This window comes from Geobacillus sp. Sah69 (genome assembly GCF_001414205.1).
GTDB lineage: Bacteria > Bacillota > Bacilli > Bacillales > Anoxybacillaceae > Geobacillus > Geobacillus stearothermophilus.
This window is the reverse complement of sequence record NZ_LLKS01000025.1, coordinates 57,317-72,867: the sequence shown is the minus strand read 5'-3', so window position 1 is coordinate 72,867 and position 15,551 is coordinate 57,317. Positions and strand designations below refer to the sequence as shown.

At 52.4% G+C, this 15,551-nt stretch carries 14 protein-coding genes; 12 read left to right on the top strand and 2 right to left on the bottom strand.

Translation table 11 applies throughout. The features are described 5' to 3' along the window. Positions 1-76 precede the first annotated feature (76 nt). Complete coding sequence (locus AP057_RS04940; RefSeq protein ID WP_049624547.1) at positions 77-1,408, top strand: PhoH family protein; 1,332 nt, start codon at positions 77-79, stop codon at positions 1,406-1,408. A gap of 118 nt (positions 1,409-1,526) precedes the next feature. Here AP057_RS04940 and AP057_RS04935 read toward each other — a convergent pair whose 3' ends face one another. After that, entirely contained in the window at positions 1,527-2,033 is a 507-nt protein-coding gene (locus AP057_RS04935; RefSeq protein WP_050368468.1) for a hypothetical protein, read from the bottom strand. Between the two features lie 169 nt (positions 2,034-2,202). On the opposite strand from AP057_RS04935, the gene AP057_RS04930 reads away from it, so the two are divergent. The 3 genes from AP057_RS04930 (at position 2,203) to pyc (ending at position 7,325) form a co-directional block, all read left to right on the top strand. Next, positions 2,203-2,490, top strand: a complete 288-nt coding sequence (locus tag AP057_RS04930; protein WP_033008511.1) for a YlaN family protein — start codon at positions 2,203-2,205, stop codon at positions 2,488-2,490. A 121-nt stretch (positions 2,491-2,611) separates the two neighbouring features. Beyond that, positions 2,612-3,823 carry an FtsW/RodA/SpoVE family cell cycle protein gene (locus AP057_RS04925; RefSeq protein WP_033016195.1) on the top strand — a complete coding sequence of 404 codons (1,212 nt, stop codon included), beginning with the start codon at positions 2,612-2,614 and terminating at the stop codon, positions 3,821-3,823. A gap of 58 nt (positions 3,824-3,881) precedes the next feature. Next, complete coding sequence (gene pyc, locus AP057_RS04920) at positions 3,882-7,325, top strand: pyruvate carboxylase (RefSeq protein ID WP_055358203.1); 3,444 nt, start codon at positions 3,882-3,884, stop codon at positions 7,323-7,325. Positions 7,326-7,377: 52 nt separating this feature from the next. Here the strand turns inward: pyc and AP057_RS04915 are convergent, their stop codons facing one another. Next, positions 7,378-8,337 carry a heme A synthase gene (locus AP057_RS04915; protein WP_033016254.1) on the bottom strand — a complete coding sequence of 320 codons (960 nt, stop codon included), beginning with the start codon at positions 8,335-8,337 and terminating at the stop codon, positions 7,378-7,380. Positions 8,338-8,728: 391 nt separating this feature from the next. Here AP057_RS04915 and cyoE point away from each other — a divergent pair, with 391 nt between their 5' ends. The 8 genes from cyoE (at position 8,729) to AP057_RS04875 (ending at position 15,532) form a co-directional block, all read left to right on the top strand. Then, a complete protein-coding gene (cyoE, locus tag AP057_RS04910) occupies positions 8,729-9,658 on the top strand; it encodes a heme o synthase (protein WP_055358202.1) in 930 nt (309 codons plus the stop codon). A gap of 77 nt (positions 9,659-9,735) precedes the next feature. Next, complete coding sequence (coxB, locus tag AP057_RS04905; RefSeq protein ID WP_055358201.1) at positions 9,736-10,806, top strand: cytochrome c oxidase subunit II; 1,071 nt, start codon at positions 9,736-9,738, stop codon at positions 10,804-10,806. Positions 10,807-10,828: 22 nt separating this feature from the next. Next, positions 10,829-12,700 carry a cytochrome c oxidase subunit I gene (gene ctaD / locus AP057_RS04900; protein ID WP_055358200.1) on the top strand — a complete coding sequence of 624 codons (1,872 nt, stop codon included), beginning with the start codon at positions 10,829-10,831 and terminating at the stop codon, positions 12,698-12,700. Beyond that, positions 12,700-13,320: a cytochrome c oxidase subunit III gene (gene ctaE / locus AP057_RS04895; protein ID WP_055358199.1), complete on the top strand. Its 621-nt coding sequence runs from the start codon at positions 12,700-12,702 to the stop codon at positions 13,318-13,320. Before ctaD ends, ctaE begins: the two co-directional genes overlap by 1 nt. Before the next feature lie 3 nt (positions 13,321-13,323). Next, positions 13,324-13,656: a cytochrome c oxidase subunit IVB gene (ctaF, locus tag AP057_RS04890; protein ID WP_011230585.1), complete on the top strand. Its 333-nt coding sequence runs from the start codon at positions 13,324-13,326 to the stop codon at positions 13,654-13,656. Between the two features lie 102 nt (positions 13,657-13,758). Further along, a complete protein-coding gene (gene ctaG, locus AP057_RS04885; RefSeq protein ID WP_055358198.1) occupies positions 13,759-14,661 on the top strand; it encodes a cytochrome c oxidase assembly factor CtaG in 903 nt (300 codons plus the stop codon). A gap of 48 nt (positions 14,662-14,709) precedes the next feature. After that, positions 14,710-15,165 carry a DUF420 domain-containing protein gene (locus AP057_RS04880; protein ID WP_055358197.1) on the top strand — a complete coding sequence of 152 codons (456 nt, stop codon included), beginning with the start codon at positions 14,710-14,712 and terminating at the stop codon, positions 15,163-15,165. Positions 15,166-15,238: 73 nt separating this feature from the next. Beyond that, positions 15,239-15,532 (top strand): Asp23/Gls24 family envelope stress response protein, encoded by a 294-nt coding sequence (locus tag AP057_RS04875; protein WP_055358196.1) that lies wholly within the window; start codon positions 15,239-15,241, stop codon positions 15,530-15,532. The last annotated feature ends 19 nt before the right edge of the window (positions 15,533-15,551 follow it).

Below are 15,551 nucleotides of genomic sequence, written 5' to 3'. Positions count from 1 at the left end.
TTTTTTCATATGCTATACCACAGCCATTCCCATCCGGTATACAAGGCGGAAAACGGACGCTAGGGGGAAGCGGAATTTGGGAAAGAAAATCTATGTGCTTGATACAAACGTCCTCTTGCAAGACCCGTATTCAATTTTTTCGTTCGAGGACAACGAGGTCGTCATTCCGGCTGTCGTCCTGGAGGAAGTGGATTCGAAAAAGCGGTATATGGATGAGGTCGGGAGAAACGCCCGCCAGGTGTCGAAGCTGATCGACCGCCTGCGCGAGAACGGCAAGCTGCACGAGAAAATTCCGCTTGAAAACGGAGGGGTGCTGCGCATTGAACTGAACCACCGTTCATTCCATCAGCTTCAGGAAATTTTTGTCGAAAAAACGAACGACAACCGCATTTTGGCGGTGGCGAAAAACTTATCGCTTGAGGAACAAGCGAAAGAGGACGGACGTTCGGTCATTTTGGTGAGCAAAGATGCGCTCGTGCGCGTGAAAGCGGATGCCATCGGGCTGCAGGCCGAAGACTTCTTAAGCGACCGCGTCGTTGACATCGACCATATTTACACCGGGTTTTTGGAACTGTACATAGGGAGGGATCACCTGCAACGGTTTTATGATAAAGGGGAGCTCGTGTTGGCCGATATCGCTGATCACCCGTTTTACCCGAATCAGTTTATTATTATGAAAGACGCATTCGGCAGTTCCGCTTCGGCGATTGGCATCGTCGACCAAAACGGCAAAAAGGTGAAGAAGCTGATTTTTCATCATGAGCATATATGGGGCATTCGCCCGCGCAACGTGCAGCAAACGATGGCGTTTGAGCTGCTTATGCGCGACGATATTCCGCTCGTGACGTTAATCGGCAAGGCTGGAACCGGGAAAACGCTGCTCGCGCTTGCTGCCGGGCTCATGCAGACTGAAGACTTGCGCACGTACAAAAAGCTGCTTGTCGCGCGCCCGATCGTGCCGATGGGGAAAGACCTCGGCTTTTTGCCCGGGGAAAAGGAAGAAAAGCTGCGCCCGTGGATGCAGCCGATTTTTGACAACCTTGAGTATTTGTTCAACACGAAAAAGCCGGGGGAATTGGACGCCATTTTAGCCGGCATGAGCTCGATTGAAGTCGAGGCGCTCACCTACATTCGCGGCCGCAGCCTGCCGGAGCAGTTCATCATTATTGATGAGGCGCAAAACTTGACAAAGCATGAAGTGAAGACGATTTTGACGCGCGTCGGCGAAAAAAGCAAAATCATTTTAATGGGCGATCCGGAACAGATCGACCATCCATATTTGGATGAATACAACAACGGCTTGACGTATGTGGTCGAGAAATTCAAAGACCAAAAAATCGCCGGTCATATCCGCCTTGTCAAAGGAGAGCGTTCCGAGCTCGCCCAGCTCGCTGCCGACTTGCTTTAGCCCTCGTCTTCCAACCGGCCGCTTGGGGGGCTGCCAATCCTGCGTCACGCGAACGAACAGGAATGGCGGCCCCTCACGGCCGACCGAAAACCGGACGTCCTCTTGACGGAGCGTCTGGTCAGCGGACGATGAGCTGGCGCACATGGGTAATCGGCGCTTCGCGGTTCGAGCCGTCGCCGAAATAAATGTGCACCGGACCGTCATCGCGCAGCGGCTTTCCGTTTTTAGAAAAAGCAAAAATCAAATCGTGTGCTTTGTCGAGCGGGATCACCGTTTCCCCGCTTTCCGTCACGACGACAAGTTCGGAAGCGTCTTCGTGCGGTTCAGCGTTTTGCAAAAACGGAGCAAACGGCATGCCGAACGAACCGGTGATGATTTTCTCCTTCAAAAAACGCCGCTCGGTTTTCAATGTGGGCGGAAAGACGGCCCCCTCCTGAATTTCCCGGTCCCAAAACGCCGACCACTTTTTGATTTCTTCTTCCTCTTGCCCTGCCTCGGCTTGATCTGGTTTCGGATGCGAAAAATACGTGTCCAAATCGACTTTTCGGTCATCGAAAATCCAGACGCCAGGGTCGAGCGTAATCGTAAAGTTGACCTTTCCCGTCAGCATGATAATATCGCTCATCAAGACACCCTCTCCTCTGCATGTTGCCGCTGTTTTTAGTTTAGTATAATAATAAATAAAGCGTTTGTCATGTTCCAAGCCGGATTGCTGTCAATGGTTTCAACTTGCAAAATGGCTTGTTTCACGTTAAGATTTAAAGAAGGATAGGGGAGAGAACGGAGGGATCGATGTGACGGACGAATCGATGGGCTATCGCGAAAAGGCGTACGCGCTGCTGCAAGCCGATGCGGAAAAAATTATTCAGCTCATCCGCGTGCAAATGGATCATTTGACGATGCCGCAATGTCCGCTCTATGAGGAAGTGTTGGACACGCAAATGTTCGGCTTGTCGCGGGAAATCGACTTTGCGGTGCGCCTCGGGCTTGTGGAGGCCAAAGACGGAAAGGCGCTCCTTGACCGGCTTGAGCGCGAGCTTTCCGCGTTGCATGAAGCAGTGACAAAAAAGCGCGTACGATAACGATACATGGCAACTCAAACGATTGGCCTGCCGTCGTTTGAGTTTTTCTGTTTTTGGGCAGGAAATCGGCGCGCTGCTGCGAATGATTTATGTACATACGTGCAAACAGGGAAGAGGGACGATGGATCGACAATTATGGAAGAAAGTGTTGAAATGTTACGATTATCCGCTCATGGCCGCGGTCATTATGCTGTCGTTGTTCGGCCTGATTATGGTGTACAGCGCGAGCATGGTGACGGCCGTCATCCGTTTTGAGGTGCCGAGCGACTATTTTTATGAGCGGCAAAAGCATTGGCTCATCGCCGCGCTCGCTGCCTTTGCCATGATGGCTATTATTCCGTATAAAGTGTGGCGAAAAGAACGATTCGTGAAATTCGTTTTCTTCGCTTCCCCGCTGATGCTGATCGCGGTTGCGTTCCTTGGCCATACGGCCAACAATGCGACAAGCTGGTTTCGCGTTGGGGCGCTTTCCATCCAGCCGGCGGAGCTGGCCAAGCTCGGCCTGATTTTGTACTTGTCGGCGGCGTTTGCCAACAAGCGGAAACGGCTGGCTGAGCCGGTGAAAAGCAATTTATTCCCCATTTACTATACGCTATTTATTTGTGCGTTGATCGCCATTCAGCCGGACTTCGGCACGGCGTTTATCGTTTTTGTCATCGCGGTGTGCATCATTCTTTCGTCTGGACTGCGCCTTACGTTGCTTTTCAAGCAGCTGCTCTTTTTCGCTTTGATCGCCGTGATGCTGTCGCCGCTTTGGCTTCCGTTCATGGGCAAAAAGATTTTTTCGAGAGAACGGTTGTCGCGCCTTTACAGTTTTTTGGATCCGTTTCAATATGCGGATACGGACGGCTATCAGCTTGTCAATTCGTATTTGGCGATCGGGATCGGCGGGCTGAAAGGGCTTGGGCTCGGAAAAGGCATCCAAAAGTACGGCTATTTGCCGGAGTCGCACACCGACTTTATTATGGCCGTCATTGCCGAAGAGCTCGGTTTGTTCGGCGTCATGTTCACGCTTGGGCTATTGGCGTTTATCGTGCTGCGCGGATTGTGGATCGCCCGCCGCTCGACTGATGCGTTCGGCAGCTTGCTCGCCATCGGCATTTCCGTCATGATCGGCTTCCAGACGTTTATTAACGTCGGCGGAGTCGTCGGGCTCATTCCCATCACCGGGGTGCCGCTGCCGCTCGTCAGCTACGGGGGGACATCGCTCGTCCTGATAATGGCCTCGCTCGGCTTACTGGTGAACATTTCGATGTTTACGAAGTATGAACAGCGATACAAAAAAAGCGAAAAACAAGCCGTGAACGCGTCAAAAAAAGGTCTGACTTTCTAGAAAGTGTATTTACAAAATGGCAAAACTTTTATAGTTTAATTAGAAAGGAGGAGAGACGATGAGGACAAGACGAATTCACAAAGTACTTGTAGCCAACCGCGGGGAGATCGCCATTCGCGTCTTCCGCGCCTGCACGGAGCTCGGCATCCGCACTGTAGCCATTTACTCGAAGGAAGATGTCGGTTCGTACCACCGCTATAAGGCGGATGAAGCGTATTTGGTCGGCGAAGGGAAAAAGCCGATTGAAGCGTATTTGGACATCGAGGGCATCATCGAAATCGCCAAAGCTCACGACGTTGATGCCATCCATCCGGGGTACGGGTTTTTGTCGGAAAATATCCAATTTGCGAAACGGTGCCGCGAGGAAGGGATTATTTTCATCGGCCCAAACGAGGATCACCTCGACATGTTTGGCGACAAGGTAAAAGCGCGCCATGCGGCCATGAAAGCGGGCATTCCGGTCATCCCGGGCAGCGACGGACCGGTCGGCGGCCTTGAGGATGTCGTCCGCTTTGCCGAAACGCACGGATATCCGTTCATCATCAAGGCGGCGCTGGGCGGCGGCGGACGCGGCATGCGCATCGTCCGTTCCAAGTCTGAAGTGAAAGAAGCGTTTGAACGCGCCAAATCAGAGGCGAAGGCGGCATTTGGCAGCGATGACGTCTATGTCGAAAAGCTAATCGAAAAGCCAAAGCACATTGAAGTGCAAATTTTGGGCGACCATGAAGGAAACATTGTCCATCTTTACGAACGTGACTGCTCGGTGCAGCGCCGCCACCAAAAAGTCGTTGAGGTTGCGCCGAGCGTCTCGCTGTCGGACGAGCTGCGCCAGCGCATTTGTGAAGCGGCGGTCAAACTGATGAAAAGCGTCGGCTACGTCAACGCCGGTACGGTTGAGTTCCTTGTCTCAGGCGATGAATTTTATTTCATTGAGGTCAATCCGCGCATCCAAGTCGAGCATACGATCACCGAAATGATCACGGGGATTGACATCGTCCAGTCGCAAATTTTAATCGCCGACGGCTTTTCACTCCACAGCCCGGAAGTCGGCATTCCAAAGCAGGAAGACATCCGCATTAACGGCTATGCGATTCAGTCGCGGGTGACGACTGAGGACCCGCTCAACAACTTTATGCCGGATACGGGAAAAATTATGGCGTACCGCTCAGGCGGCGGTTTTGGCGTGCGCTTGGACGCCGGCAATGCCTTCCAAGGAGCGGTTATTACGCCGTATTACGATTCGCTGCTCGTGAAAGTGTCGACATGGGCGTTGACGTTTGAGCAGGCGGCCAGAAAAATGCTGCGCAACTTGCGCGAATTCCGCATTCGCGGCATTAAAACGAACATCCCGTTTTTGGAAAATGTCGTGCAGCATCCGAAGTTTTTGTCAGGGGAATATGATACATCGTTCATTGACACAACGCCGGAATTGTTTGTGTTTCCGCGCCGGAAAGACCGCGGGACGAAAATGCTCACCTACATCGGCACGGTGACGGTCAACGGCTTCCCTGGAATCGGCAAAAAGAAAAAGCCGGTGTTTGACAAGCCGCGCGTGCCGAAATTGAGCGAAACCGAACCGATCCCGGCCGGAACGAAGCAAATGTTGGACGAACGCGGCGCCGAGGGGCTCATTCGCTGGATTCAAGAACAGCCGCGCGTCCTGCTCACTGATACGACGTTCCGCGACGCCCATCAGTCGCTGTTGGCGACGCGCGTGCGCACGATCGACATGCTGCGCATCGCCGAACCGACGGCGCGCTTGCTGCCGAATTTGTTCTCGCTTGAGATGTGGGGCGGAGCGACGTTTGATGTGGCGTACCGCTTTTTGAAAGAAGATCCGTGGGATCGGCTGCTCAAGCTGCGCGAGCGCATCCCGAACGTGCTGTTCCAAATGCTGCTTCGTTCGGCCAACGCCGTGGGGTATAAAAACTATCCCGACAACGTCATCCGCGAGTTCGTCGACAAATCAGCGCAAGCCGGCATCGATGTCTTCCGCATTTTTGACAGCTTAAACTGGGTGAAAGGAATGACGGTGGCGATCGATGCCGTCCGGCAAAGTGGTAAAATCGCCGAGGCCGCCATTTGCTACACCGGCGACATTTTGGACCCGAGCCGGCCGAAGTACAACTTGGACTATTACAAGTCGCTCGCCAAAGAGCTCGAGCAAGCCGGAGCGCACATTTTGGGCATTAAAGATATGGCAGGGCTTTTGAAGCCGCAGGCGGCGTACGTACTCATTTCCGCGCTTAAGGAAACGGTCGATATTCCGATCCATTTGCATACGCACGATACGAGCGGCAACGGCATTTACACGTACGCCAAAGCGATTGAAGCGGGTGTGGACATTGTTGATGTCGCCGTCAGCTCGATGGCCGGCTTGACGTCGCAGCCGAGCGCCAATACGCTCTACTATGCGTTGGAAGGAACAGAGCGGGCGCCGGAAGTTGACATTTATGGCTTGGAGCAGTTGGCCCGCTATTGGGAAGATGTGCGCAAGTTTTATCAGGAGTTTGAAAGCGGCATGAACGCCCCGCATACGGAAGTATACATGCACGAGATGCCGGGCGGCCAATACAGCAATTTGCAGCAGCAAGCGAAAGCGGTCGGTCTCGGCGACCGCTGGGATGAAGTGAAAGAAATGTACCGCCGTGTGAACGACTTGTTCGGCGATATCGTCAAAGTGACGCCATCATCGAAAGTCGTCGGCGACATGGCGCTGTATATGGTGCAAAACAACTTGACCGAACAAGACATTTTTGAGCGCGGCGAAACGCTCAACTTCCCGGATTCGGTCGTCGAGTTTTTCGAAGGCTATTTAGGCCAGCCGCACGGCGGATTTCCGAAAGAGCTGCAGCGCATCATTTTGAAAGGGCGCGAACCGATCACCGTCCGCCCGGGTGAGCTGCTTGAGCCGGTTGACTTCGAGCAAATCAAGCGGGAGCTGCATGACAAGCTCGGCCGCGAAGTGACCGACTTTGACGCCATTGCCTATGCGCTTTATCCGAAAGTGTTTTTAGAATATGCCGACACGGTCGAAAAATACGGCAATATTTCCGTGCTCGATACACCGACGTTCCTGTACGGCATGCGCCTCGGCGAGGAAATTGAAGTGGAGATTGAACGCGGCAAAACGCTCATCGTCAAGCTCGTGTCGATCGGCCAACCGCAGGCCGATGGCACGCGCGTCGTCTACTTCGAGCTGAACGGCCAGCCGCGCGAAGTCATCATCCGCGATGAGAGCATCAAAGCGGCCGTTGCTGAGCGCATCAAGGCCGACCGGACGAATCCGAACCATATTGCGGCGACGATGCCGGGTACGGTTGTGAAAGTGCTTGTCGAAAAAGGGGAGAAAGTGGATAAAGGCGACCATTTGATGGTCACGGAAGCGATGAAAATGGAAACGACGGTGCAGGCGCCGTTTGCTGGCATTGTCAAAGACATTTACGTCAAAAGCGGCGATGCCATTCAGGCGGGCGACTTGCTGATTGAGCTATCCAAATAATGAAAAAGGGATGTCCGCGTTTTTGTGGACATCCCTTTTTCTCTGCAGCGGATTACCGCCATTTCAGCACGGTTGGCGCTGTTTCCTCGGGCGGGTGAGCCATCGTTTTTCCCGGCGCACGGCGGGTGCGCAGCGCCAAGAGCAGCAAGTAGCTGAGCACGCCGAACAGGCAGGAGATAAAAAACGCGTGCGCCAGAGCCACGTATAAGTTCAACTGAGTGAACACAACGAGCGCCCCAGTTGTCATCTGGGCGAGGACGAGAAAAAGAGCAATGATCCATCCATAGTAGATAACCGGTTGGCTTCGGTAATGACGGATGGCGTGCAGCGCCGCGATGGCGATCCAGATGACGATCAGCCCCGCCGCCAGCCGATGGCCCATTTGCACCCATTCGTGAAACTGCACCGGGAAAGGACGCGTTTTCGCGCACAACGGCCAGCTTGGACAGGCGAGGCTGGCGTTCGTATGGCGGACGAGCGCCCCGGTATAGACGACAATGTACGAGTAAATAATGATCCCGTAAATATGAACGCGCATCGGCCTGTCAAGCGTAAGCGAGACGGCGGAAAACGTTTTGTCCGCTTCAAAAATGAGCAGCGTCAACAGCAGCACAGCGGCAAATGAGATGAGCGAAATGCCGAAATGCAGGGCCAACACAAAATCGGACTGCCCCCAGACGACCGCGGCGGCGCCGATTAATCCTTGCAGGACGAGAAAAACGAATGAGACGACTGCCAAAAACTTTGTCTCCCGCATATGGCCGATGACCCGCCATGCCCAAACGGAAAGAATGAGCACCATGATGCCGGCAAGCCCGGAGACAAGGCGATGGCTCAGCTCAATGACCAGTTCAGGCGTAATGTCATCCGGCACCCACTGGCCGTTGCACAGCGGCCATGATCGGCCGCACCCCATGCCAGAGCCGGTTTTCGTCACGAGCGCTCCGCCGATCAGCACAAACAGCATGACCACGGTTGTCGCGGCCGCAAACCATTTTAATGAACGTTGCAAAATCTTCACCTTCTTGTATTGAGGAATTATGATTTTGTCCATATTTAGTAAAAAGTGGTGCAGTTGATAACGGCCAACGATGTTCCAAACCAAATCTATTTTACACGATGACCACCGGAAACACAAAATGACGTTTGCATATTGAATAAGTCGATTAAGTTTACTAGAAATATTAATGGGATAGGCAAACGGGCCGGTTTCGCCTAACGGATTCAAAAATTTGACACAAATTATTCAAAAAAAGTTCACATAATGAGAAAAAAATGTGATTTAATATAAAGAGAAATAAACCTGCCTAGTTCTTTTGTTTTTTTGTTTTCGTATTTCGGGCATTGGAGCCAAGATCACGGCGTCTGCCCGCCGGGCGGCGCAGCGAGGAGGAACAGGAGACATGGCCGAATTGAAAGAGGTGCACCAGGATGCGGCCGATGCCGGTCATCGCTCGCATGTGAGCGTCAAGGCAGTTTGGAGAGAGTTATCGTCTGTTGTGAAAATCGGAATCGTCAATTCCAATTTGATTACGACGTTCGCCGGAATGTGGCTGGCGTTTTATTTTACTGGGGAACACTTTTTGGAGAACCTGCATCTTGTCTTTTTCACACTGTTTGGAGCAGCGCTTGTCATTGCGGGTTCATGCGCCATCAACAACTACATTGACCGCGACATTGATCAATATATGGAGCGGACGAAAGCACGCCCGACCGTCACCGGGACGATGGATCCGCGGCGGGTGCTTTGGCTTGGGATTGGTCTTGTCGCAATCGGCGAGATGGGCCTGCTTATGACAACGGTTACGGCTGCCGTCGTTGGATTGATCGGTATGGCGACGTACGTCTTTTTATACACCCTTTGGACGAAGCGCCATTACACGATCAACACCGTTGTCGGCAGCATTTCCGGCGCGGTGCCGCCGGTGATCGGCTGGACGGCGGTCGATCCGGAGTTTCATATTGTTCCGCTCATCTTGTTTTTGATCATGTTTTTATGGCAGCCGCCGCACTTTTTGGCGTTGGCGATGAAGCGATGCGAAGAATACCGTGCAGCCGGCATCCCGATGCTGCCGGTCGTCCATGGATTCGCCATGACGAAGCGGCAAATCATCGTTTGGGTGGCATGTTTGCTGCCGTTGCCGTTTTACTTGTTCTCGCTCGGCGTTCCATTTTTAATCGTGGCCACGCTGCTCAATGTCGGCTGGTTGCTGCTGGGATTGGCGGGCTTGAAAATGAAAGATGATATCAAATGGGCGAAGTGGATGTTCGTCTATTCGCTCAACTACTTGACGATTTTGTTCGTGGCGATGGTCATCGCTACGCTTTGGTGAATTAAGATAAAATTCTTTCTTTAGTGAAAGAATTTATATACATTTATCCATCAAAGAAAGAGGGGTTTGATTAGGCTATGAAGAAAGGGCTGCGTAACTGGCGCTTATTTTCCCTGTTCGGGATGATGGCGCTGCTGCTCGCCGGCTGCGGCAAGCCGTTTTTATCGGCGCTCCAGCCAGCCGGTGAAGTAGCGGACATGCAGTATTCGCTCATGCTGCTGAGCACATCGATCATGGTGCTCGTCATTGTTGTCGTAGTGTTCATCTTCGTTTACGTTGTCATCCGCTTCCGGCGGCGCAAGGGGGAAGAAAATAAAATCCCGAAGCAAGTGGAAGGGAGCCATAAGCTGGAAATTATCTGGACTGTCATTCCGATCATCCTCTTGCTCATTTTAGCCGTTCCGACGGTATCAACCACGTTTAAACTGGCCGATGTCAAGGCGATGAACGACAAAAAACGAGATAAGGATACAGTTGTCGTCAATGTTCGCGCCAACCAATACTGGTGGGAGTTTGAATATCCGGATTACGGCATTATCACGAGCCAAGATTTGGTCGTGCCGACGAATGAAAAAGTGTATTTCAACTTGATCGCGTCGGATGTCAAACATTCGTTCTGGATTCCGGCGGTCGGCGGCAAAATGGATACGAACACCGATAATAAAAACCAATTTTGGCTTGTTTTTGACCAAAAAGCGACCGATAAAGCCGGCGGCGTCTTTTACGGCAAATGTGCGGAGCTTTGCGGTCCATCGCATGCATTGATGGACTTTAAAGTTCGGCCGCTGCCGCGGGATCAGTTTGACGCGTGGGTGAAAAAGATGCAAAACGCGAAAAAACCGGTTGTGACGGATCCGGTTGCCAAACAAGGCGAGGCGATTTTCAACAAAAGCTGTATCGGCTGCCATGCCGTGTCGCCGGTAGACAAGCGTCCGGAACAGGCACGCACAGCGCCGAACTTGGCGAACTTTGGCGATCGCGAACGAATCGCCGGTATTTTGGAGCATAATGAAGAAAATCTGAAAAAATGGCTGAGAGACCCGAACAGCGTGAAGCCTGGAAATAAAATGGCGGGTACATATGGCCACTTGACGGAAGAGCAAATTGATGCATTGACGAAATATTTGATGAGCTTAAAAGTGGAATAAAGCATGAGAAGGAGGTTTCACCGTGAGTACAATCGCGCGCAAAAAGGGTGTTGGCGCCGTTTTGTGGGATTATTTGACAACGGTCGACCATAAAAAAATCGCCCATCTGTACTTGATTGCCGGCGGGTTTTTCTTCCTGCTCGGCGGTCTCGAGGCGTTGTTCATCCGCATTCAGCTCGCCAAGCCGAACAACGATTTCCTTGTCGGCGGGTTGTATAACGAAGTGTTGACGATGCATGGGACGACGATGATTTTCTTGGCTGCGATGCCGCTTGTTTTCGCCTTTATGAACGCAGTCGTGCCGCTGCAGATCGGCGCGCGCGACGTCGCGTTCCCGTTTTTGAACGCTCTTGGATTCTGGATGTTTTTCTTCGGTGGTTTGTTTTTGAACTGTTCATGGTTTTTAGGCGGCGCACCGGACGCTGGTTGGACGTCGTATGCGTCGCTGTCGCTTGACTCAAAAGCGCATCATGGCATCGACTTTTATACGCTCGGGCTGCAAATTTCCGGCTTCGGAACGATCATGGGTGGCATTAACTTTCTTGTGACGATCATCAACATGCGCGCTCCGGGCATGACGTTTATGCGCATGCCGATGTTCACTTGGACGACGTTTGTGACGTCGGCGCTCATCTTGTTTGCGTTTCCGCCGCTTACGGTCGGCTTGATTTTCATGATGATGGATCGGTTGTTTGGCGGCAACTTCTTTAATCCGGCTGCCGGCGGCAACACGATCATTTGGGAGCACTTGTTCTGGGTGTTCGGCCATCCGGAAGTATACATCCTTGTCTTGCCGGCGTTCGGCATTTTCTCGGAAATTTTCGCGACGTTCTCGCGCAAACGCCTATTCGGTTATTCGTCAATGGTGTTTGCGACGGTGCTTATTGCTTTCTTAGGGTTCATGGTATGGGCGCACCATATGTTCACGGTCGGGATGGGGCCGATTGCGAACGCCATCTTTGCCGTCGCGACGATGACGATCGCCGTTCCGACAGGAGTCAAAATTTTCAACTGGCTGTTTACGATGTGGGGCGGAAGCATCAAATTCACAACGCCGATGCATTATGCCGTCGCCTTCATCCCGTCGTTCGTCATGGGCGGGGTGACCGGGGTCATGTTGGCGTCGGCGGCGGCGGACTATCAATACCATGACAGCTATTTCGTCGTTGCGCACTTCCATTACGTCATCGTCGGCGGGGTTGTGTTCGCTTTGCTCGCGGGCACGCATTATTGGTGGCCGAAAATGTTTGGCCGCATGTTGAACGAAACGCTTGGCAAAATTACATTCTGGTTGTTCTTTATCGGTTTCCATTTAACGTTCTTTATTCAGCACTTCCTTGGTTTGACAGGGATGCCGCGGCGCGTGTTTACGTATTTGCCGCATCAAGGATGGGAGACTGGCAACTTGATCAGTACGATCGGCGCGTTCTTTATGGCGGCCGCCACGGTCATTTTGCTCATTAACATCGTGATTACAACCGCAAAAGGAGAAAAAGTGCCGGGCGATGCCTGGGGCGACGGCCGCACGCTCGAATGGGCGATCGCTTCGCCGCCGCCGGTGTACAACTTTGCGCAAACCCCGCTTGTCCGCGGCTTGGACGCCTTCTGGCTTGAAAAAATGGAAGGCAAAAAAGAATTGACGCCGGCGGAGCCGCTTGGCGACATTCATATGCCGAACTCGTCGTTCCTGCCGTTTGTCATCGCGTTCGGCCTGTTTGTCGCCGCCTTCGGCTTTACGTATCATAACGATGCTGGATGGGGCTTGCCGGTCGGCATTCTCGGGCTGCTCATTACGCTCGGTTCGATGTTCTTGCGTTCAGTGATCGATGATCACGGTTTCCACATCCATAAAGAAGAAGTGCTTGAACTTGAGAAGAAGGAGGCGAACGCCTGATGCATGCAGAGGAAAAACTGACGGCCGAGACGTTTCCGGCCGCGCCGGAACGCGCCACTCTTGAAGGGAAAAATAAATTTCTCGGCTTCTGGCTGTTTTTAGGCGGAGAGACGGTGCTGTTCGCCTCTCTCTTCGCCACCTATTTGGCGCTGAAAGATAAAACGAACGGCGGCCCTTCGGCCGAAGAGCTGTTCCAAATGCCGATCGTGTTCATGGCGACGATGCTGCTGCTAACCAGCAGCTTGACGAGCGTGTATGCCATTTATCATATGAAAAACTTTGACTTTAAAAAGATGCAGCTCTGGTTTGGCATTACCGTTTTGCTTGGCGCCGGCTTTTTGGGCTTGGAAATTTACGAGTTCAATGAATATGTGCATGAAGGCCATAAGTTTACGACCAGCGCTTTCGCTTCAGCGTTTTACACGCTCGTTGGCACGCATGGAAGCCACGTCGCGTTCGGATTGCTTTGGATTTTGACGCTCATGATCCGCAACGCTAAGCGTGGGTTGAATTTATACAACGCCCCGAAATTTTACGTCGCGAGCCTTTACTGGCACTTCATCGACGTCGTCTGGGTGTTCATTTTTACCGTTGTATACTTGATGGGAATGGTGGGGTGAACTATGGCGAACCAAACGAATTCAGGAAATGAGCGCATCGATTTGGCGTACCGCCGGCGGAAAAATGCGGAAGAGATGCGCCATCAAATGATTGCATTCGTTTTGATGATTTTGTTGACGCTCATTGCCTTCGCCGCCGTTGGTTACGAAGAGTTTTCCCATTGGTTTGTCGTTCCGTTTATTTTGCTTTTAGCCGCCGTGCAGGTCGCATTTCAGCTGTATTATTTCATGCACATGAGCCATAAAGGCCACGAATTCCCGGCGATGTTTATTTACGGCGGTGTGGCGGTTATGCTTCTACTTGTTTGGGCGTTTACAACAGTCGTTTGGTGGTAAGAAAAGGGGGAATCGGTTTTTGCACCGGTTTCCCCTTTTTCAATAGCCTTGGCGCGGCGTCGTATAGTATAATGGGAAAGGACAAATCAGGAGGGGATTCGTATGTTTCAATCGCTGCAAATGTTTGGCCCCGTTGCCCTTTGGAGTCCGTTTTTTTTGCTTATGTTAGCGGCGGTTGCGTTGCTGTACATTGGGATCACCGGGCCATGGCGGCAGCGTTTCGGCCTCGGTGATGCCGTTTCGGAGAAGCAGAAAGCGTATTTTTTGACCGGGATTGCGCTTCTTTATATATGCAAAGGGTCTCCGTTGGATTTGATGGGCCATTTGACGTTCACCGCCCATATGGTGCAAATGGCAGTGCTGTATTTGATCGTGCCGCAATGTTTCATTTTAGGCATTCCGGCGCCGCTTTATGAGCGCGCATTCCGCATCACAGCAGTGCGCCGCGTGTTTCGGCTGTTGACAAAGCCAATTGTGGCGTTGCTGCTGTTTAACGGCTTGTTTTCGCTTTATCACGTTCCATTCATTTTTGACGCTGTGAAAATGAATATGTGGCTGCATGCGTTTGTTACCTCGGTCATTTTCGTTGCCGCGTTTTGCATGTGGTGGCCGCTTGTCAACAAGCTGCCCGATTGGCAAACGTTGTCCGGCCTAAAAAAAATGGGTTACATTTTCGCTGACGGCATGCTGTTGACGCCGGCTTGCGCGCTGATCATTTTTACGGACACGCCGCTTTATGCGACGTACACCGACCCGAAGGCATGGATGGCTTCTTTGGCGCTTTGCGTGCCGCAAGGGACTTTGGCGTCGCTTGATTTGACAGGCCCGCAAATGTTCTTGTCGATGTCGCCGTTTCATGACCAACAGCTCGGCGGGGTATTGATGAAAATTATTCAAGAAATCGTATACGGGATCATGCTGTTCGTTGTTTTCAGCGAATGGTATCGGAAAGAGCGGGAAAAAGAACCGAACATGGATATGGAGCCGCGGCCGACCAAACTGTAAAGCGCGGTTGGCCGCCAACGATGAACAAAGAAGAAAGGGAGAGAAGCGATGGCCGTTTTACCGACAATCAGCACGAGCTGCATCGTGATCAGCGCTTTGCTTGTTGCTTATGGGTGGTATTTGATCAGCCGCAGGCGGATCGAAGCGCATAAAAAGGTGATGCTGACGGCAGCGGTGTTTGCTTTGCTGTTTTTCACCATTTACATGTCGCGGACGTTGTTTATTGGCAATACGAGCTTCGGCGGACCGGAGAATGTCAAAGTCTATTATACGGTGTTTCTTATTTTCCATATCATGTTGGCGACAGTGGGAGCCGTATTTGGCCTTGTGACGATCTGGACGGGGCTGAAAGACAGCCGCTCCCGCCATCGCCGGCTTGGGCCGGTGACGAGCATTATTTGGTTCGGCAGCGCTTCGACGGGGGTCATCGTGTATTTGCTTCTTTACGTCCTGTACCCGGGTGGGCAGACGACCTCGCTGATTAAAGCAGTGCTCGGATTTTAGAGGCAAGTGGCATCGGCCGGCCGGATCGCATAACATAACAAAAATAGCTCATACGCTGCGAAGGGGGAGTGCGGTGAAGACGTTCCGGCATCGGAAGCGGAGCGCCGTAGAAGCGACGCTGTTGACGATTGTCATGATGTGTGTGCGGGAATGGGAAGACGTTGTAATGGACGATTGCGAAATATTTGTAGCTGTTTCACAAGAGGACCGCTGCCGCATCAGCGTGAAGCTATCCGTCCGGTATGGGGCGTCGGTGCTCGCGGTTTGCCGGCGGCTGCAGCAGCAAATTGCCGAGGAGATCGCCGCGATGACGCCATACAGCGCCGAGTCGGTCGATGTGACGGTCAAACGGCTTGTCGCGACGTAAAAACGCATGAGAAAAGAGC